This is a genomic window from Streptomyces kebangsaanensis (genome assembly GCF_001906585.1).
GTDB lineage: Bacteria > Actinomycetota > Actinomycetes > Streptomycetales > Streptomycetaceae > Streptomyces > Streptomyces kebangsaanensis.
This window is the reverse complement of record NZ_JUJA01000045.1, coordinates 43302-60402: the sequence shown is the minus strand read 5'-3', so window position 1 is coordinate 60402 and position 17101 is coordinate 43302. Positions and strand designations below refer to the sequence as shown.

Here is a 17101-nt window from a genome sequence, read left to right as displayed (position 1 = left end):
GTCTCGCCCGCCGCAGGGGGCGGCCCCCGGCACGCGGTCGTGGTCCCCGTCGCCGACGAGGAGCCGCTGCGCTACCACGCGTGGGTCGCCGACCGCCGGGCCTACGTCCACGAGAAGTCCGGCGGCCGGCTCGGCTACCTCCACGTGCCGGACATGCAGGCGCCCGGCTGGGCGCAGATCCACCGCGACCTGCGCGTGGAGGTGGCCCGCGAGGGCCTGGTCGTGGACGTCCGCGAGAACCGCGGCGGCCACACCTCCCAGCTGGTGGTGGAGAAGCTGGCCCGGCGGATCGTCGGCTGGGACCTGCCGCGCGGCATGCGGCCGGAGAGCTACCCGATGGACGCGCCCCGGGGACCGGTCGTCGCCGTCGCCAACGAGTTCTCCGGCTCCGACGGCGACATCGTCAACGCGGCGATCAAGGCGCTGGGCATCGGGCCGGTCGTCGGTACGCGCACCTGGGGCGGCGTCGTCGGCATCGACAGCCGCTACCACCTGGTCGACGGCACGCTGATCACCCAGCCGAAGTACGCGTTCTGGCTGGAGGGCTACGAGTGGGGCGTGGAGAACCACGGGGTGGACCCGGACGTGGAGGTCGTCCAGCGCCCGCAGGACCACGCGGCGGGGAGGGACGTACAACTGGACGAGGCGATCCGCATCGCCCTGGAGGCCCTGGAGGAAACCCCGGCGAAGACCCCGCCCTCGCTGCCCTGACGTCCGGGGGGCTGCCGCCCCCCGGACCCCGCTCCGGCCCGACCGGCCTCGTCCTCGAACACCGGGCGGGCTGTTCTCCCACCCTCGGTAACATGCCCGTACTAGATCAACCCGAGGAGGCACCGCATGGCCGGGGAACCCCAGGACGACTGCCTGTTCTGCAAGATCGTCGCGGGCCAGGTCCCCGCGACGGTCGTCCGCGAGACGGACACCACCGTCGCCTTCCGCGACATAAACCCCCAGGCGCCCACCCACGTCCTGGTGATCCCCAAGGCGCACTACAAGGACGCCGCCGCCCTCGCCGCCGCGGCCCCGGAGCTCGCCGCGGACGTCCTGCGCGAGACGCAGGCGGTCGCCGACGAGGACAAGCTGGACAGCTACCGCATCGTGTTCAACACGGGGTCCGGCGCCGGCCAGACCGTCTGGCACGCCCACGCCCACGTCCTCGGTGGCCGCGGCCTCGAGTGGCCCCCCGGATAGGCCGGCCGTGTCCGCCCGTGAACTGGTCGTCCTCGGCACCGCCAGCCAGGTCCCGACCCGGCACCGCAACCACAACGGCTACCTGCTGCGCTGGGACGGCGAGGGCATCCTGTTCGACCCCGGCGAGGGCACCCAGCGGCAGATGCTGCGCGCCGGGGTCGCCGTGCACGACCTCGACCGGATCTGCGTCACCCACTTCCACGGCGACCACTCCCTCGGCCTGGCCGGAGTGATCCAGCGGATCAACCTCGACCGGGTGCCGCACGAGATCACCGCGCACTACCCGCGCTCGGGCAAACGCTTCTTCGACCGCCTGCGGTACGCCACCGCCTACCGCGAGACCGTCCGGCTCACGGAGGTCCCGGTCGACGCCGACGGCGTCCTCGCGACGACGCCGGCGTACACCCTGGAGGCCCGCCGGCTCTCCCACCCCGTGGAGGCCTACGGCTACCGGCTCGTCGAGCCCGACGGGCGCCGGATGCTGCCCGACCGGCTCGCCGCGCACGGGATCAAGGGCCCCGACGTGGGCCGCCTCCAGCGGGAGGGGTCCCTGAACGGGGTCCCGCTGGAGGCGGTGAGCGAGGTGCGGCGCGGACAGCGGTTCGCGTTCGTCATGGACACCCGGCTGTGCGACGGGGTGCACGCGCTCGCCGAGGGCTGCGACCTGCTCGTCATCGAGTCGACCTTCCTCGACGAGGACGAGCGGCTCGCCGTCGAGTACGGCCACCTGACGGCCGGACAGGCGGCCCGCGCGGCCCGGGACGCCGGCGTGCGGCACCTCGTGCTCACCCACTTCAGCCAGCGCTACGACGACGCGGAGGAGTTCGAGCGGCAGGCGCGGGAGGCCGGCTTCGACGGGGAGCTGACCGTGGCGCGGGACCTGCTGCGGGTGCCGGTTCCGAAACGCCGCTGACCAGGCCGTACGATGCTTCGATGCCCCTGCCGAAAGCCGAACTGCACCTCCACGTCGAAGGCACCCTGGAGCCCGAGCTGGCCTTCGCGCTCGCCGAGCGCAACGGTGTCGAGCTGCCGTACGCGGACACCGACGAGATCCGCGAGGCCTACCGCTTCGAGGACCTGCAGTCCTTCCTGAACCTGTACTACGAGCTCATGGCCGTCCTGCGCACCGAGCGGGACTTCGAGGACCTCGCGAACGCCTACCTCGCCCGCGCCGCCGCGCAGGGCGTGCGGCACGCGGAGATCTTCTTCGACCCGCAGGCCCACATCGCGCGCGGGGTCGGCATGGGCACGGTCGTCGAGGGGCTGTGGCGGGCGCTGGGCCGCAGCGAGGAGAACCACGGCGTCTCCACCCGGCTGATCATGTGCTTCCTGCGCGACGAGTCCGCCGAGTCGGCCCTGGAGACCCTGCGGGCCGCCGAGCCGTACCTGGACCGGATCACGGGCGTCGGCCTGGACTCGGCCGAGGCCGGCCATCCGCCGGTGAAGTTCCGCGAGGTGTACGAGGCCGCCGCCGCCCTCGGCCTGCGGCGCGTGGCGCACGCCGGTGAGGAGGGCCCGCCGGAGTACATCCGGCAGGCCCTGGACGTGCTCGGCGTCGAACGCGTCGACCACGGGCTGCGCTGCGTGGAGGACCCGGAGCTCGTCGCCCGCCTGGTCCGCGACCGCGTCCCGCTGACCCTGTGCCCCCTGTCCAACGTCCGGCTCCGCGCGGTCGACACCCTCGCCGGCCACCCGCTGCCCGCCATGCTGGACGCCGGCCTGCTCTGCACGGTCAACTCCGACGACCCGGCCTACTTCGGCGGCTACGTCGGCGACAACTTCGACGCCGTGCGCGACACCCTGGGCCTCACCGAGGACCGCCTGCGGGAACTGGCCCGCAACTCCTTCCTCGCCTCCTTCCTGGAGCACGACGAGGAGCGGCGCCGGCGGTACCTGGCCGAGGTGGAGGCGTACGAATTCCCTTAGGCCCCGGACCCGTTGACGGCGTGTATCCGGCTACCTAAACTCCGTTCGCGTATGTGGATGGCCATGGGGGGAGATGAGCGAGGGTGACCGCCGGACTCGACCTCACCGTCACCGGGGTACGGCTGACCCCGATCCTGGTGGCCGACCCGCCGCTGCTCAACACCCAGGGTGTGCACCAGCCGTACACACCCCGCCTGATCGTGGAGGTGGTGACGGACGGCGGGGTCACCGGATACGGCGAGACGTACGGCGACACCAAGTACCTGGAGCTGGCCCGCCCGCTCGCCGGGAAGCTGACCGGCCGCCGGGTCGCCGACCTCAACGGCCTCTTCGCGCTCGACGTCGCGGTGGACGCCTCCCGGGTGGAGGACGCCGTCGACGTCGGCGGGCTGCGCGGCGTCCAGACCGCCGACAAGCTGCGCCTGTCCGTCCTGTCCGCCTTCGAGGTCGCCTGCCTGGACGCCCTCGGCAAGGCGCTCGGCCTGCCCGTGCACGCGCTGCTCGGCGGGAAGGTGCGGGACGCGGTGGAGTACAGCGCCTACCTCTTCTACAAGTGGGGTGCTCACCCCCTGGGGGTGGCCGGCGAGAAGGACGACTGGGGCGCCGCCCTCGACCCGGCCGGGGTGGTGGAGCAGGCGCGCGGGTTCACCGAGCGCCACGGCTTCACCTCCTTCAAGCTCAAGGGCGGGGTCTTCCCGCCCGAGGAGGAGATCGCCGCCGTACGGGCCCTCGCGGCGGCCTTCCCGGGGCACCCGCTGCGGCTCGACCCCAACGGGGCCTGGTCGGTGGAGACCTCGGTGCGGGTGGCCCGGGAACTCGGGGACGTCCTGGAGTACCTGGAGGACCCCGTGCTCGGCACGTCCGCCATGGCCGAGGTGGCCGCGCGGACCGACGTGCCGCTGGCGACCAACATGTGCGTGACGACCTTCGCCGAGATCAAGGAGGCTTTCACCGAGGACGCGGTCCAGGTGGTCCTCTCCGATCACCACTACTGGGGCGGCCTGCGCAACACCCAGCACCTGGCGGCCCTGTGCGCCGCCTTCGGCGTCGGCGTGTCCATGCACTCCAACACCCACCTGGGGATCAGCCTGGCCGCGATGACCCACGTGGCGGCCACCGTGCCCGACCTGCACCACGCCTGCGACAGCCACTACCCCTGGCAGTCCGAGGACGTCCTCACCGAGCGCCTCGTCTTCGACGGCGGCCGGGTCGCCGTCTCCGACGCCCCCGGCCTCGGCGTCGAACTCGACCGGGACCGGCTGGCCTTCCTGCACCGCCGGTGGGCCGAGGACGACGGCCGCCTGCGCGACCGCGACGACGTGGCCGCGATGCGCGTCGCCGAGCCGGGTTGGACCGCTCCGGCGACCCCGCGCTGGTAGGGCCCGCGCGTCCCGCGGTACGGGCGCGCCGCCGGTGCTCTGGTGCACACTGGCCAGACCCGTACCACGTCAGGGAGCGCACCGTGACCCCGTCCAGCACGTCCACCGGAAAGGATCCGGAGCACCCGGAGCACCTGGGCTACCCGGACTACCCGGAGGACCGGGAGTACATCGGCGGAGCACCGCACGCCCACCTCCACCCCCAGGTCGACCCGCTGGCCCGGCTGCGCACGGCGGACGACCCGCCCTGGGACGTCTACCTGACGGGCACCGTCTTCCTCGACATCATCTTCACCGGACTCGACTCCGCCCCGGTGCGCGGGACGGAGTCCTGGGCGCGCGGGATGGGGTCGAGCCCCGGCGGCGCGGCCAACATGGCGACCGCGCTGGCCCGACTGGGCCTGCGGACGTCCCTGGCGGCGGCGTTCGGCGACGACCACTACGGCGACTACTGCTGGGACGCCCTGGAACGGGGCGAGGGCATCGACCTGTCCACGTCCCGCACCGTGCCCGGCTGGCACTCACCGGTCACCGTCTCCATGGCGTACGAGGGCGAGCGCACGATGGTCTCGCACGGCCACGAGCCACCCACGGAGACCGTGTTCCCGCAGGAGGGCGCCCCGGAGTACCGGCCCCGCGCGCGTGCCGCCGTGGCCTCCCTGACACCCGGCCGGCCCGCACCCTGGATCGCCCGGGCCGCGGGCGAGGGCACCCGCGTCTTCGGCGACGTCGGCTGGGACGACACCGGCGCCTGGGACCTGGCGGGCCTGGCCGACCTGGAGCACTGCGAGGCGTTCCTGCCCAATGCCGAGGAGGCGATGCGCTACACGGGCACCGACTGCCCGCGCACCGCCGCACACGCGCTCACCGAGTTCGTGCCGCTCGCGGTGGTCACCCTCGGCGCGGAGGGCGCCTACGCGGTCGACCGCCGCACGGGGGAGAGCGCCGAGGTGCCCGCCATCGAGGTGGAGGCGCTGGACCCGACCGGCGCGGGCGACGTGTTCGTGGCCGGCTTCGTCACCGGCACCCTGGCCGGCTGGCCCCTGGCCGACCGCCTCGCCTTCGCCGGCCTCACCGCCGCCCTGTCCGTGCAGGAGTTCGGCGGCTCGCTGTCGGCTCCCGGCTGGTCCGAGGTCGCCGCCTGGTGGCGCCGGGTGCAGTCGGTCGAGGGCCAGGACCCGGCGGCACTGCGGCGGTACGCCTTCCTGGAGGACCTGGTGCCGGAGACGTGCGTCGAACGGTGGCCGCGGCGCAGGGCCGTTCCGACGATCGGGTTCCGCAGGTCGGCGTGACGGGCGTCGACAGGTGACGCCTGACGCACCATCATCGGTGGGATCGAGCACGATGGGGCAAGCAGCCTCCTGACTCCTCCCTCCGTCGAAGGACACGCGTCGTGCGCAGACCGCCCCGCAGGCCCGGAGTGCTCCTTGCCGTCCTCGGCCTCGGCCTGGCCCTTCCCGTGGCGCTGACCACGCCGGACCCAGCACAGGCACGGACCCGGACCGAGGCCGCCCCGGCCCCTCCGACCCCCCGGCTCACTTCCTCCGCGGACGCGCTCACCCTGACCGTCCCGCCGAGCGGCACCACTCCCGGCTACACACTTCGAGTGACGGTCGATCAACTCTCGCTGACGACGAGCCGTTCGGGCGGCACGGTCCTGGCCACCGCCGACGGGAACACCGGCGGCGCGCTGCGCTTCCACGCCGCCGACGCCTGGCAGCACGCCACCCGCGTCACCGACTGGGCCTGGAAGGACGGCACCCTGGCCCTCACCGCCGCCACGACGCTGACCGGCGCGACGGTGCGGGCCCGCATCACCCCGTCCGCCGACCGCTACCGACTCGACTGGCAGGTCGGGGGAGTGACCCCCGAACGCCTCGGGCTGGCCTACGACCTGGACTCCGCCGGCCACTGGTACGGCCACGGCGAGGCACAGACCCCGAAGGGCGGCCCCGCCACCGACCAGCCCTGGCCGCTCGACACCGGCCAGGTCGTCCACGAGGCCTTCGGCCCGGCCTCGTACTACATGATCGACCCGTTCTGGTACACGTCCTCGGCGACCGGCCTGCGCGTGGACACCGGACACGTGATGAACGTGGCGATCAACCAGGGCGAGGACGGCCTGGGCCGCTTCGACGTCGAGTCCGCGGACCCCTACCGGGCCACGGTCTTCGTGGAGTCCACGCCCCTGGAGGTCTACCGCGACTACGTCGGCATCGTGGGCAGACCGGCGAAGACCGACGCGACGTACCGTCAGTACGCGGAGCCGGTGTGGAACTCCTGGGCGCAGTTCTACACCCACGTCGGCCAGGCCGGGCTCCTGGACTACGCCCAGGACCTCCACGACCACGGCCTCACCGGCCACACGCTCCAGCTCGACGACAAGTGGGAGTCCAACTACGGGAACCTGACCTTCGACCCGAAGGCCTACCCCGACCCCGGGGCGATGTCCCGCCGCATCCACGACCTGGGCTTCGACTTCGGCCTCTGGGTGACGCTGTGGATCAACCTGGACTCCGACCAGTACGCGTACGCAGCCGACCACGGCTACCTGCTGGCGGACGCCACCGACCCCGGCAGACCCTGCCGGGTCACGTGGTGGAACGGCGTCGCCGGCATCGTCGACCTCGCCGACCCGGACGCGGCGGCCTGGTACAAGGCCCGGCTCAGGGCCCTGATGACCACGTACGGCATCGAGGGCCTGAAGTTCGACACCCGCTTCTTCGACGAGCGGTGCGCACCGCGCGCGGGCTACGCCCCCACCGACTACCAGCGCCTCGGCGCCGAGCTCGCCGACGAGTTCGACCTCCAGGGCGTCGGCATCCGCGTCCACTGGGACGCCACCGCCCACCGGGCCGGATTCGTCACCCGCCAACTGGACAAGGGCACCGGCTGGAACTCCCTGCGCGCCTCCGTCACCCAGAACCTCGCCATCTCCACGATCGGCTACCCCTTCGTCACCACCGACATGATCGGCGGCTCCAGCGCCCAGCCCGCCCCCACGAAGGAGGTCCTGATCCGCTGGGCCCAGTCCGCGTCCCTGATGCCGCTGATGTACGCCTCCACGTCCCCCGTGAGCACCATCGACGTCACGACCGGCAGGAAAGTGGTCTACGACGAGCAGACGACCGCCCTCTACCGCCAGGCCGTCGCCCGCCACGCCCGCCTGGCCCCGTACATCTGGGACCAGGTCCAGCACACCCTGAAGACCGGCGACCCGATCATGCGTCCCCTGTTCTTCGACTTCCCGCACGACCAGCAGGCGTACACGATCACCGACGAGTGGATGCTGGGCCCCGCGGTCCTGGCGGCCCCGCAACTGACGAACGCCGCCACCCGTCCCGTCCACCTCCCCCCGGGCACCTGGTACGACGTGACCCGCGCCCAGACCCTCCAGGGTCCCCGGACGATCCGGTCCTACGCCACCCCCCTGGGCGTCACCCCGGTCTTCGTAAAACTCGGAGCAAGGGGGGCGGACAAGGCCTTACGGGCCCTGCGCTGAGGAAGCCATCCGCGCCACCCGATGCGAACAGCCGGCTGAGGAGGACCGGCCCCCGGCGTCCGTGGTCAGGCACGCCACGTCCGCTGTGACGTCGGGTCCGTCTCAAGGTGCCCGGAGTGGACCCTGCGTCGCACTCGTCGGGATCATGGGGGGCCGAGGGCTTGGCGGAGGGGGAGCAGGGTGGGCGGGTGAACGGTCGGGCCCTTCGTCGTTCACCCGACGCCCTGTCCGGATCCGAGCGCGCATCACGCCTGGTGGTCAGGCAGGGCGGCGTCGTTCAGGTGATGTATCCGGGTTGATGGGGCTTCAGAAGCTGGGGCAGGACCGCGGGATCGTCGCCGGGGGCTGACGCGGAGGCAGGCACGACTTCCGGTGATCATGAGGTGTCGAGTCCCTGATCACCACGACGGAAGACCGTGCCTGCCCGCTCATCCTCGCTCATCCCGGTCCCTCTGGGCCAACTCACCGACGCCGCACCGACCACCCCCGATGATCTCCCCGGCCTGCTGACCTGTCTGGCCCAGGTGCCCGATCCCCGGCGGGACCAGGGCCGACGCCACCCGCTCGCGTTCGTCCTGTCTCTGGCCGCGTGCGCGGTCCTGGCCGGAGCGAAGTCCTTGACCGCGATCGCGGAGTGGGCCGCCGACGCCCCGCCGCACGTCCTGGCCCGGCTTGGTGGCCCATGCCGGGAGCCTGACCGCGGCCCTGTCGCCCCGGCCGAGGCCACCGTGCGTCGTGTCCTCCAGCGCATCGACGGCGACGCCCTGGATACCGCCGTCGGAAGCCGGCTCGCCGAACGCGAACGCGCCGCCGGCCAGGAGGAGAACGACAGAGACCGGCCTCTGCCCTCCCGCGCCGTGGACGGCAAGACCGTGCGCGGCGCCCGTCGCGCCGATGGCATCCAGGTCCACCTGCTCGCCGCGATGACGGGGACCGGCCTGGTCACCGCCCAGCGCGAGGTGGACGGCAAGACCAACGAGATCACCGTCTTCCAGCCCCTGCTCGCCCCGCTCGGCCTGAACGGCACGGTGGTCACCTTCGACGCCCGCCACTCGCAGACCGCCCACGCGCGCTTCCTCGTCGAGGACGAGCACGCCCACTACATCGCGCTGATCAAGGGCAACCAGCCCACCCTGCACCGGTGGCTGAAGGCCCTGCCATGGCGGGAAGTACCACTCCTGGACAAGACGCGGGCCACCGCGCACGGCCGTGACGAGATCCGCCGGATCAAGGCCGCCGCCGTCACCGGGATCGCATTCCCACACGCGGTGCAGGCCGTCCAGATCGTGCGCCGCCGACGGATCGTCACCACCAGCAAGGTCACTCTGGAACGCGTCTACGGAGTGACCGACCTGACCGCGGAGCAGGCCGACGCAACGGAGATCGCCCGCCGCGTCCGCGACCACTGGAGCATCGAGAACAAGATCCACCATGTCAGGGACACCACATACGCCGAGGATGCCTCCCGCGTGCGCACCGGCACCGCTCCACGCGCCATGGCATCCCTGCGCAACCTGGCCATCGGCGCTCTCCGACTCGCCGACCACACGAACATCGCCGCTGCACTCCGCCACCACACCCGCGACGCCAACCGTCCACTGATCACCCTCGGCATCACGTGATCAACCAGGACACCTCACCTGAACGACGCGACCCTGCCGGTTGCGCCGTCGTCACGACGGTCTGCCGACCGACCCGCCGCAGCTCCAGCAAGACCGACTCTGGCCACCACCACTCCGGCAGTCAGCCCCCACAGATCGGTCTGCTTCAGTTGGTTCTGAGGGGCTGTCCGGCTGCGTCGTACACCTGCCCAGTCAGGGCGTTCACGCGGTACATCTCAACCGGTGCCTGCTCCTGCGAATCATCGCTCTTTCCGCTACTGGGCCACGTCACGTTCACAAGCCAGTTCGGCCGCCAATTACCGTCTTGCTCGACCGCTTTTACAGTAACTGCTTTGGTATGGAATTCTGCGCCAGTGTTTCCATTGGCTTGGAGTTGTACCGCTACCGCCTTGTTTACTTCCTTTTCGGCTTGACCAGCGTCAAGCTTGGCTTCGGGAAGATTTACCCGGGTCGGACCAAGGGTGACGTCAATCTGAGATACACGCCCGGCCCTGTCTACCTGGACGTCCAGCATCCTGGGCATCAGAACGTCGTTTTGAGCCCACCTCCAGCTCGTAATCCAGCCAAATTCAGCCTTTGCGCCCACAGCGGACGTTTCACTCATGGTCGCACCCATCGCCCACGGATACCGTCGCTGGGCGTACGACTTCGCAATTCCAGAGGCTGCTGTATCGGTAGACGGGGCTTTCACGCCTCCCACTGGGTATCCCATGACAGTGGGCCGGTCACTGTTCTCCAGCTGTACGTTCAGGTGCTTCTTGTCCGGCCAGGAAAGGCTGCCGGTACCGAAGTCTTCGGAGTGCCCCTTTTCACGGCTGTGCAGGATGAAGATGATGTTGGTGCAGGGGGCGCCCACGCACGGCTGCGCGTACTGCCGGCCGATCTTGTAGTGGTCACCGAACGCCTCCTTGACGGCGGCCTCAACGGCCTGCTTCTGGCCGGAACTTGCGTCGGCGAGGCTGCTGCCATCCACGTTCGTGAAGTCGAGCATCGGACGCGCCACTCCCGAGCCCAGGAGGAGCAGCGCCGCGAAAGTGATCAGGGCGCCCTTGGTGCCCGCCTGCCAGGCGAGCGAGTGGCGGATTGTGAGCACAACCGCGACAACGGTGAGCCCGATCAACCCGCCGATGATGTTCATCTGGGCGTCCGAGCTGTCACACACGCGCCCCAGGCCGTTGACGGTGGCCTGGGTGAATTCGATGGCCAGGGGCAGCGCGATGACGCCGACGAGGACAGGCAGCGGGCGGCGGATGGCCAGGAGTGCACAGGCGCCGACGGGCACCATCATGGCGAGGTTCCACAACCCTTGCGTGGTGTGGAAGGGCTCGGCGAATTGGTGGTTGAGGACGCACACGCCGCTGGCCGAGCCACCGTCCATGAAAGTGACGCCGAGCACGCCGGTGAGAGTGAAGGCGAGACCGGCCCACCACGCCCCGTGAGAGTTTCCCCGCTTGCGGACGAGCGTCCATGCTGCGCCGCCGAGGATGAGGCCGATCAATGTGCACACGGCCAGATAGCCGACATGGTGTTGAAAGATGGCGGAAAACACGGCGCGGTTCCTTGCGTGGTTATGTCGAGGAGAGCAGGTCCGGGAGAGGGAAGGCCCCGCCTTGGTAGGCGGGGCCTTTGGGGCTGTGGTTCAGCAGTGCGAGGCAGGCGTCTGGTACGAGCCGCCGGAGTAGCTAAGCAGGCCGATTGTGCTCGTGCAGTAGGCGCTCGCCGCCAGCGCCCAGTTGTAGCTCTTAGACGCCGTCTCATTTGGGCTCGTAATCTTGAGGCATGACGATCGTGGAGCGGCTGGTCCCGGACGGGTTGTGGGAGTTGTTCCAGCGGGTGGTGCCGCCCGCTCCGACGCGTCCGCAGGGCGGTGGGCGGCGCCGGTACGGTGACCGTGAGGTGCTCGCGGCGATCATCTTCGTGGCCACCTCAGGCTGTACCTGGCGGCAGTTGCCGCCGGTCTTCGGCCCGTCGGGACCGACCGCACACCGGCGCTTCACCGAGTGGAGTGCCGCCCGGGTCTGGGCGAAACTGCACCGGCCCGTCCTCGACGAGCTCGGCGCCCGCGGCGAGCTGGACTGGTCGCGCTGCGCGATCGACTCGGTGAACATGCGGGCCCTGAAAGGGGGGACCTGACAGGTCCGAATCCGGTGGACCGGGGCAAGAAAGGCTCGAAGGTCCACTTGATCACGGAGCGGACCGGTCTGCCTCTCTCCATCGGTATCTCCGGGGCCAACCTCCACGACAGCCAGGCCCTCGAGCCGCTCGTGCGCGGCATCCCGCCCATCCGCTCCCGCCGCGGCCCGCGCAGACGCCGGCCCGCCAAGCTGCACGCGGACAAGGGCTACGACTACGACCACCTGCGCCGCTGGCTCCGCAAGCGCGGCATCCGGCACCGCATCGCCCGCAAGGGCATCGAGTCCTCCACCCGGCTGGGCCGGTACCGGTGGACCATCGAGCGCACCATGTCCTGGCTCGCCGGCTGCCGCCGCCTGCACCGCCGCTACGAACGCAAGGCCGAACACTTCCTCGCCTTCACCGCCATCGCCTGCACCCTCATCTGCTACCGCAGACTCACCAAATGAGGCGGCGTCTAAGCCGACCCGGCCGGCGTGTGCTCGACGGCCGCCGTCCCGAACGGCCCGTGGACCGCCTTGTGCCGCTGCATGGTGGTGAGCCGGACGGCGAAGTACGCGGCGGCGGCAGCGGCCAGGATGTGCAGCGCGTCGGAGACGACGTACCGCACCAGCCCGTCCCGGATCTCCGTCAGCGTCCCGGCGTCCTCGTACTTGGTTCTGGCGAACCTGTCGGACAAGACCGAGAAGACGAACAGCCCCCACCACAGGTTGAGCGGCCAGATCCGCGGCCGGTGGCCCTCACCGTCGCACGGCAGCGGCGTGGCGGCTCCCCACATGTCGAAGGCGACGCGGTAGGGCATCCACAGGTTCGCCAGGGGGACGAACCAGGCGCCGACGGCCCAACCAGGGCCGTTGCGGAACCGATCGGGTGCCAGCGGTCCGGTGGCGCGGCGCATCCGGAAGAACCAGACGACGAAGACGATCGCGCAGGGCAGGAACACCATGACCTGGTAGCGCGCGGCCGTCTCGTACAGCGAGGCGGCGGCGTCCAGCTCTCGCTGGGAAGCTGTGACGAACCCGGCGTCCCCGTCGATCATCAGCCAGTACCGTACGCCGGCGAAGATGCTGAACAGGTCGCAGAGCGCCGCGAACGCCAGTCCCGTGAGCATGGCGATGAGGAACCCCCGCGACGGCACGGGCGGGGACTTCGGCAACGGTGGCAGCGGATGCGGTGCGCGGGATGCGAACATGACGATGAGACCCCCACGGGTGACGAACGCGGCAGCCCTGCGCAGGATTGCAGGGCCGACGCACGATACGCCGGGTGGGGATATCCCGTCCATGACAATCCAGAGCCCGCCTCAGCCGCAGCCGGCGCGACCGCCGGTTGCGGAAGGCCGCCGCCGCAACCGGCTCAGACCCTCAGCGCTCCGCGTCCCCTCCTGCTCCACTCATGAAGCCCGGGTCAGCCTGGTATTCCAGCAGGATTTCGCTGTCTGATCTGCGGGTTTCACCGGGCGGGTGGAGTGTGGCGGGACACGGAAGGACCCGGGGCGGTCTCACGGAGACCGCCCCTCGATCGTGCGACACCGCCGCAGGGAGTGACAGTGGCGGGGCAGCCTCCCAAAATGATCACCGAGCATGCCGCCGTGCAGTGGGACCTTGAACTGGACGACCCCTTCGTGACCATCGGTCATCGCTATCGCCCGCAAGGGCGTCGAAACCTCGCAGCGGCTCGGCCGGCACCGCTGGACCACCGAACGCACCATGTCCTGGCTCGCCGGCTGCCGACGGCTCCACCGCCGCTACAAGCGCAAGGCCGAGCACTTCCTCGCCTTCACCGGCATCGCCTGCACCCTCATCTGCTGCCGCGGACTCGCCAAATGAGATGGCCTCTAAACCGGAGCGACCCGGTTGGCCGGAAGTGTCATGCCCGCCCGAATCAGGTCTTCCGCCGTTTCCAGTGCCTTGCGGTGCTGATCCATGTCCGACGCCGTGGAGATCACATGCGTTGCCGTCTGCTCGGGCCCGAACTGCATTCCGTGCTTGGTCATTTCTTCCGGAATCTCTTCGGCCATCCGCCAGGCTGCGTCCATGTGCTTTCGGGTTGCCTGCTTGTCTTTCAGCCGTCCGGCCAGGGTCAAGCCGCGCAGGTGCAGAACTCCAAGCCCGAACGCCCGGTCGCGTCCAGACAGTGAGGATTCTGCCCGGACAATCGCGCGGTCAATGATCGCCAACCCGCCCGAGAAGTCGCCTGAGTTGAGGAACGTGCCTGCGTCATCCCGCGCGGCGACGGCAGCCGTAATCGGGTCTGCCTTTTCGGCTGCCACGCGCTGCTTGAGCGTCGCCAGCTCGGCAAGATGCATCCACCTGTGCCGAGCGGCCAGCNAATAGATGATCCCGTACACATCCGCTACCAAACCCCATGCCCTCGGCTCCTTTGTGAGGTGAGCATGGTTGGTGACCCGGGTGAGCACCCCAGGAAGCCGCTGGAGAACTTTGGACAGCTCCGTATTCCATCGGAGCTGATTCAGTTCGTCCACTTCTGTTTGAAGTTTCTCGGGGCGAGTCGGAGGTTCTCCCGGAATGTTGAACCTGCGAATAGCGTAATTGAGTTCATCCAGGTTCGCTTCCGGGGTGCTGCCCAGCAGTTCATGAAGGGTGAGATGCATTGCGCGGGCAAGGGAGGCGCCTACGCCCTGTGTAAGCGCCCGGTCGCCCACCTCGATCTTGCTGAGAAGGGAAACCGACACCCCTGCCCTACGGGCAAGAGCCACCTGGCTCAGCCCGAGTTCTTTTCGGCGCGCAGCGACGTTGGTGCCTGGTCCGGGTACCTGCGTAGCGCTCATGCCTTGCGCCTTCCCTGCTGGGTGACATCCTCACCACTCATCGTCCCAAAGGTACGGATGACCCGCCCGGCACATGTGCAAGAAGTGTGCAAGCCGGTGGTCCGGATGAGGCGTTGACTCATGACGACAGAGACCCCCGCGGCCGTGCGACCGACCCGGGGGCATGGCCAACGCTTCAAGGGAGCGTCGACATGGCAGACCTTATCCACCGTGCCCTCCAGTGGGTGCGGGCGGTCCTGTTCGGATCGCGAACGCCCAGCAGACACAGCCCACCGGCGGGCCTCCCGCAGGCGCCCGCAGCGCCCTGTACGGAGCCCAACCCGCACGTGCGCGGGGCAAGGCTGATCAGAGTGCGCACGATCCGCTGCAGGCCTCCCGGCCGGATGTCCCAGCCGCACCCACGCGACAGGTGGGGCACGCGACGACGTGCCTGCCTGTGCTCTCGTTGCGCCTGCTGCGTTGCGGGTGGCGTCCTGGTCAAGGCGCTGCGCGAGGCGCCGGAAAAGGTGGCGTGAGCACGTGGCGATGACCATTGCTGTCTACCACGTCAACCCGGAAACCGGCGCGCGCACCCAGGTCCGTGAAAAATGCACGGTGAAACCCCTTGAGGTGCCGGAGATGACTTCTGCACTTCCGCCGTGTTCCTGCCCGCGCTGCGTCGGCGACACCGTCCAGCTGTACGCCAAGGTGAGGGAAGCCAACCGGCGCAGTCGGAGGGAACTGTGACCTACTCGACCACGGCGGACACATCAACCATGTCCGCGGAATGCGCGGTCGCGCAACGCCCGGAACACGAGGGCCTTCACCGTGGCTGCCGCCTGACCGAGGACATCCCGCTTCCGGGCGGGGCGGGCATCGTGCTTGTGCCCCGCTGCACCTGTCCCTGCCACCCGCGCAACAAGGTGAAGGCCTGAACTGAGCGACAAACCGGATGGCTGCCGGCTCCTGGGCGCTGCGAGGCGCAAGGGCAGCACGCACGACTCCGCCCCGGACACCCCGGGGCGGGCAGGGCCCCTGACTGGTGTGGCAAGGGACACGGTTGGGGGCCCTTGCGCCTCATTGAGTCGGGCGGGTGGGTGGGCGAAGGACTCAGAAGCCGAGACGGCGGAGCTGCTTCGGGTCCCGTTGCCAGTCCTTCGCGACCTTCACGTGGAGGTCCAGGAACACCGGCGTTCCCAGCAGCGCCTCGATGTGCTTGCGGGACTTGATCCCGACCTCCTTCAGCCGCTTGCCCTTGGGCCCGATGACGATGCCCTTCTGGCTCGGCCGCTCGATGAAAACGTTGGCGTGGATGTCGAGGAGCGGCTTGTCCGCCGGGCGGTCCTCGCGGGGCAGCATCTCCTCGACCACCACCGCGATGGAGTGGGGCAGCTCGTCCCGCACACCCTCCAGCGCCGCCTCCCGGATCAGCTCGGCCACCATCACCTGCTCCGGCTCGTCGGTCAGGTCGCCCTCGGGGTACAGCGCCGGCCCCTCCGGCATCAGCGGGATCAGCAGGTCGGCGAGCAGGTCCACCTGCTTGCCGGCCGTCGCCGACACCGGCACGATCTCCGCCCAGGTGATCCCCAGCTCCTCGCCCAGCCGGTCGATCGCGATCAGCTGCTCGGCGAGCGTCTTGGAGTCCACCAGGTCCGTCTTCGTGACGACCGCGACCTTGGGCGTCTTCTTGATCCCGGCCAGTTCCTTCGCGATGAACCGGTCACCGGGCCCGAGCTTCTGGTCGGCCGGCAGACAGAAGCCGATCACGTCGACCTCGGCCCACGTGGTCCGTACGACGTCGTTCAGCCGTTCCCCGAGCAGCGTGCGCGGCTTGTGCAGCCCCGGTGTGTCCACCAGGATCAGCTGCGCGTCCGGCCGGTGCACGATGCCCCGCACGGTGTGCCGCGTCGTCTGCGGCCGGTTCGAGGTGATCGCCACCTTCTGCCCGACCAGAGCGTTCGTGAGGGTGGACTTCCCCGCGTTGGGGCGGCCCACGAAGCAGGCGAAACCGGCCCGGTGGACAGCTTCGGCGGGCTGCTCGGATGACTGGGTACGAACGCTCATGGCGCCCATTCTCCCTGATCCACAACCCTCCGCCGCACGCGCACTACTCGTCCGCCCCCGCGGGCAGCGTCAGCCGTACTTCCCCGTCGGGCCCCGCCAGCAGCACCGGCGTCCCGGCGCCGCCCAGGTCCCGTACGGCCGCCCGGTCCTCCGGCGCGATCCCCTCCGCCTCGCTGACCACGGCCGCCGCCTCCAGCGACGTCGCCCCGGAGGCCACGGCCATCGCCACCGCCGTCCGCAGGGCGCTCAGCCTCAGCGAGGCGAGGTGCACCGACCCGGCGACGTACGTGCGTCCCGTCTCGTCCCGCACGGCCGCGCCCTCCGGCACGCCGTTGCGGGCCCGGATCGAACGGGCCAGGGTGACGATCTTGAGGTCCTCGGGGTCAAGCGCGTTGCTCTCGGTCATGAGCCGAGCATACGGAGCCGCCCCACCGGGCCGGGGCCGGACCCTCAGCCCGCCTTCTCCCTGCCGTCCGCGGCGGGCTCCGCCGGAGCCACCGGCTCCACCAGCACC

15 protein-coding genes and 1 pseudogene are annotated in these 17101 nt (G+C 70.2%); 11 read left to right on the top strand and 5 right to left on the bottom strand.

Going from position 1 to position 17101, the window contains the following annotated elements; all coding sequences use genetic code 11:
* The 8 genes from RH94_RS42550 to RH94_RS06380 all read left to right on the top strand — a co-directional run.
* Positions 1–711: S41 family peptidase (locus RH94_RS42550; protein ID WP_234425570.1), on the top strand; the 711-nt coding region annotated here is incomplete at its 5' end.
* Between the two features lie 126 nt (positions 712–837).
* Positions 838–1191 carry a histidine triad nucleotide-binding protein gene (locus RH94_RS06410; protein ID WP_073946672.1) on the top strand — a complete coding sequence of 118 codons (354 nt, stop codon included), beginning with the start codon at positions 838–840 and terminating at the stop codon, positions 1189–1191.
* A 7-nt stretch (positions 1192–1198) separates the two neighbouring features.
* On the top strand, positions 1199–2104 hold the full coding sequence (locus RH94_RS06405; RefSeq protein ID WP_073946671.1) for a ribonuclease Z: 906 nt from the start codon (positions 1199–1201) through the stop codon (positions 2102–2104).
* 20 nt (positions 2105–2124) lie between these two features.
* Entirely contained in the window at positions 2125–3117 is a 993-nt protein-coding gene (locus RH94_RS06400) for an adenosine deaminase (protein ID WP_073946670.1), read from the top strand.
* A gap of 83 nt (positions 3118–3200) precedes the next feature.
* Positions 3201–4496 (top strand): glucarate dehydratase family protein, encoded by a 1296-nt coding sequence (locus RH94_RS06395; protein ID WP_073946669.1) that lies wholly within the window; start codon positions 3201–3203, stop codon positions 4494–4496.
* A gap of 170 nt (positions 4497–4666) precedes the next feature.
* Positions 4667–5788 carry a carbohydrate kinase family protein gene (locus RH94_RS06390; RefSeq protein ID WP_234425585.1) on the top strand — a complete coding sequence of 374 codons (1122 nt, stop codon included), beginning with the start codon at positions 4667–4669 and terminating at the stop codon, positions 5786–5788.
* 101 nt (positions 5789–5889) lie between these two features.
* The gene (locus tag RH94_RS06385; RefSeq protein ID WP_234425569.1) at positions 5890–7998 is read left to right on the top strand and encodes a glycoside hydrolase family 31 protein; all 2109 of its coding nucleotides are present in this window, start codon (positions 5890–5892) and stop codon (positions 7996–7998) included.
* A 416-nt stretch (positions 7999–8414) separates the two neighbouring features.
* A complete protein-coding gene (locus RH94_RS06380; protein WP_079188921.1) occupies positions 8415–9620 on the top strand; it encodes an ISAs1 family transposase in 1206 nt (401 codons plus the stop codon).
* A gap of 145 nt (positions 9621–9765) precedes the next feature.
* Here RH94_RS06380 and RH94_RS06375 read toward each other — a convergent pair whose 3' ends face one another.
* Positions 9766–11169, bottom strand: a complete 1404-nt coding sequence (locus RH94_RS06375) for a VanZ family protein (RefSeq protein WP_073946666.1) — start codon at positions 11167–11169, stop codon at positions 9766–9768.
* A gap of 230 nt (positions 11170–11399) precedes the next feature.
* On the opposite strand from RH94_RS06375, the gene RH94_RS06365 reads away from it, so the two are divergent.
* Positions 11400–12202 (top strand): IS5 family transposase gene (locus tag RH94_RS06365; protein WP_199880879.1). Its coding sequence is split into 2 segments (ribosomal slippage): positions 11400–11741 and positions 11744–12202, totalling 801 coding nucleotides; the frame shifts between segments, so codons are not numbered across the junction.
* Between the two features lie 8 nt (positions 12203–12210).
* On the opposite strand, the gene RH94_RS06360 is transcribed toward RH94_RS06365, so the two are convergent.
* Entirely contained in the window at positions 12211–12909 is a 699-nt protein-coding gene (locus tag RH94_RS06360) for a DUF4328 domain-containing protein (protein ID WP_234425568.1), read from the bottom strand.
* Between the two features lie 487 nt (positions 12910–13396).
* Here RH94_RS06360 and RH94_RS06355 point away from each other — a divergent pair.
* Positions 13397–13582, top strand: a pseudogene (locus RH94_RS06355) (transposase); the annotation flags it as partial.
* A 502-nt stretch (positions 13583–14084) separates the two neighbouring features.
* Here the strand turns inward: RH94_RS06355 and RH94_RS42545 are convergent.
* The coding region (locus RH94_RS42545; protein WP_234425567.1) for a helix-turn-helix domain-containing protein at positions 14085–14544 on the bottom strand (460 nt) is incomplete at its 3' end.
* Positions 14545–15063: 519 nt separating this feature from the next.
* Between RH94_RS42545 and RH94_RS39435 the strand changes: the two genes are divergently transcribed.
* Positions 15064–15270: a hypothetical protein gene (locus RH94_RS39435; RefSeq protein WP_107428635.1), complete on the top strand. Its 207-nt coding sequence runs from the start codon at positions 15064–15066 to the stop codon at positions 15268–15270.
* 363 nt (positions 15271–15633) lie between these two features.
* Here RH94_RS39435 and era read toward each other — a convergent pair whose 3' ends face one another.
* Positions 15634–16587 (bottom strand): GTPase Era, encoded by a 954-nt coding sequence (gene era / locus RH94_RS06345; protein WP_073946664.1) that lies wholly within the window; start codon positions 16585–16587, stop codon positions 15634–15636.
* A gap of 43 nt (positions 16588–16630) precedes the next feature.
* Positions 16631–16993 carry a cytidine deaminase gene (locus tag RH94_RS40645; RefSeq protein WP_158073027.1) on the bottom strand — a complete coding sequence of 121 codons (363 nt, stop codon included), beginning with the start codon at positions 16991–16993 and terminating at the stop codon, positions 16631–16633.
* Positions 16994–17101: the final 108 nt, after the last annotated feature.

Bases quoted from the DNA above. Each gene is read 5' to 3' on its own strand.
- RH94_RS06410 (WP_073946672.1), top strand. From the start codon at position 838: ATGGCCGGGGAACCCCAGGACGACTGCCTGTTCTGCAAGATCGTCGCG.
- RH94_RS06400 (WP_073946670.1), top strand. From the start codon at position 2,125: ATGCCCCTGCCGAAAGCCGAACTGCACCTCCACGTCGAAGGCACCCTG.
- era (WP_073946664.1), bottom strand. From the start codon at position 16,587: ATGAGCGTTCGTACCCAGTCATCCGAGCAGCCCGCCGAAGCTGTCCAC.
- RH94_RS40645 (WP_158073027.1), bottom strand. From the start codon at position 16,993: ATGACCGAGAGCAACGCGCTTGACCCCGAGGACCTCAAGATCGTCACC.